Below are 2779 nucleotides of genomic sequence, written 5' to 3' on the forward strand. Positions count from 1 at the left end.
GCGCGCTCGACAGCTTCAGCCCGACCGTCAACGACAACCTCGTCGGCGCCACGACCGTGTCGGGCGGCGACCGGGTCAACCTGACGGGCGCGTGGACCGGTGCGACCGGCGACATGGGCTACACGCAGATGCCGCTCGGCAGCACGTCCGTCGTGTCGGGCAACCCGAATCAACCGCTGCTGTCGATCGGCGGCAAGACACAAAGCGTCAGCACGCCCGACTCGATCACCGGTGGCCAGACATCGATCGCGACCTACGATTCGGGCACGTTTTCCGCATCGAGTGCGGGCTCGACCGACGTGTCGGTCTATCACGACGTGAACGGCAACCAGTACGTGAACACACGAATCGGCACCGTCGAACGCTCCGGCGGAACGCTCGACGTGTCGATCGGCAATCCGGCCGGCTCGCCCACGGCAGCCGGCAACGCGATCACGATGGCGCCGAAGCAGACGGACCTGTTCGTCGCGGACGGCAGCGGCTCGGCGCAAAGCGTCATCAACTGGAATTCGCGCAACCAGATCTGGCTGGGTACCGGCGACTACCTCGCAAACGGCGGCCCCGTCGGTCATGTCCTGCTCGAGGTGCCGACGTATGCGGGCAGCTTCACCGCGTTCGACGGCAGCGCGTGGACCGTCACCGACGCGGCGTCGCTCGCCGCGTACAACAACTTCCTCGTACACGCGGTGAGCAGCGGCGCGCTCGGCTCGCAGGCCGCCTACGACAGCGCGTTCAACCAGGCCGTCACGTTCACCACGCAATCGTTCGGGTACGCGAACAACGTGTCGTCGGGCGACGAGAACGCGCTGCCGATGAACTACCTGACGGCACTGCACGGCACCGGCGCGAACGCGACGCTGCATATCGGCAAGTATGGGCAGATCGACTTTCGCGGCACCAACACGATCGACTCGAGCTCGGCGGTCCTCGCGGAAAACGGCGCGCACTTCGTCAACGACGGCGGCCTGTCCGGCGACTTCACGCTCGTGCGCCTGCTGACCGGTGCAAGCGGCGTCAACAACGGCGTGATCTCGTCCGGCTACACCGCCGGCGACAACTTCAACACGGGCAGCGCCGCACCGCCCGACAACTTCGGCTTCAAGGCGTACACCGAGGGCAACGGCGTCTACGCGAACGGCGCCGGCACGACCTTCGTCAACAACGGCGTGATGAACGTCGGCGCGTGGACCTACAACACCACGCGCCCGGACCTGCAGAACTACGCGGTGGCCGCGACCGACGGCGCGAGCGCATCGAACGCGGGCACGATCAACGTGGGCGTCAACGCGACGACGCTCGACAGCCAGGTGATCGGCGGCCTCGTCGCCGGCGGCAGCTTCACGAACGAAGCCGGCGGCACGATCTACCTCGGCCGGGCCGCCCAGTACGATGCCGGGTCGCCGGAAGCCGCGAACGACGTCGCGCTGTCCGCGCACGCGTACGGCATCCTGCTCGGCGCATCGGGGACCGCGAGCAACCTCGGCACGATCGTGATCGGCTCGCAGACACAGAACGGCGCCGCACTGGCGAGCATCGGCTCGTCGTCCGGCACGCTGAGCAACGCGGGCGCGATCGTCGTCAACGGCGCGGCATCCAACACGCCGCTCGCCAACGTCGGCATGCTCGCGGCCAACACGGCCGCGACCGTGACCAACACCGGCACCATCACGCTGAACGGCGTCAACGGCATCGGCATCATGGTCGTCGGGACCGGTACGACCGCAACGGCTGCGACCTCGACCGGCACGATCAACGTGGCCGGCGGCCTCGATCCCGCATCGGGCACGCGCAACTACGGCGTGTGGGCCGAGGGGCCGCTCGCGAACGCCACGCTCGACGGCGCGCTCAACCTGACAGGCACCGGCGCGATCGGCGTGCACGCACGTTCGGGCGCGACGATCGACGTCGGCGCCAATGCCGTGCCCGCCTTCATGTCGGGCACCAACCAGATCGGCTTCTACGCGTACGGCGCGGGCTCGAAGATCAACGTCGCCGCGCAGCATCTCAGCGTCGACACCGACGATTCGACGCTGTTCCGCGTCGCGGGCGGTGCGGCCTACACGGGCACGTCGACGGCCGGCGCACTGACGACCGACGTCAACGGCCAGCGCGCGCACGGCGTGCTCGCGACCGACGCCGGCACCGTGCTGTCGACCGGCAACGCGATCTACAACGTCAACGGCGCGAACGGCATCGCGATCGCGGTCGAAGGCGGCGCGCAAGGCACGATCGACGCGGGCGCGACGATCAACCTGAACGCGGCCGGCGCGATCGCCGGTGTCGTCGACGGCCAGGCGCACGATCTCGCCGGCGCCAATGCCGGCGCACCGGTCGCGACGACGCTCACCAACAATGCCGCCGTCACGTCATCGACTGCCGGCGTGACGGGCTTCGTCGCGCAACACCTCGGCACGCTCGAGAACCGCAACACGGTGCTGCTGACGGGCGCCGGCTCGACGGGCGTCGTGATCGGCACGCTCGGCACGGTGAACAACACGTCGACGATCCGCGTATCCGACGGCACCGGCGCGCTCGTCCAGGGTGCGTCGGCGACGCTCGCGAACGCGGGTTCGATCGAAGCCGACGACGGCATCGCGGGCGTGCACCTGACGGGCGCAGGCGCATCGGTCGCGCTGTCGGGCGCCGGCACCGTGATCGCGAACGGCAGCGCCGACGGCGTACTGATCGACGCCACCGTGACGAGTGGCGGGCTCGCGGCCGGCGCGGCGTCGATCGCGGTCGGCGGCTCGGGCAAGGGGATCGACAACCAGGGGACGAA

1 protein-coding gene is annotated in these 2779 nt (G+C 69.3%); it reads left to right on the top strand.

What is annotated here, in order from left to right:
* On the top strand, positions 1 to 2779 hold a 2779-nt coding region (locus JYJ84_RS33305), incomplete at both ends, for a beta strand repeat-containing protein (protein WP_374102152.1).

Origin of the sequence: Burkholderia sp. LMG 13014, assembly GCF_905232215.1 — a bacterium.
Taxonomy (GTDB): Bacteria; Pseudomonadota; Gammaproteobacteria; order Burkholderiales; family Burkholderiaceae; genus Burkholderia.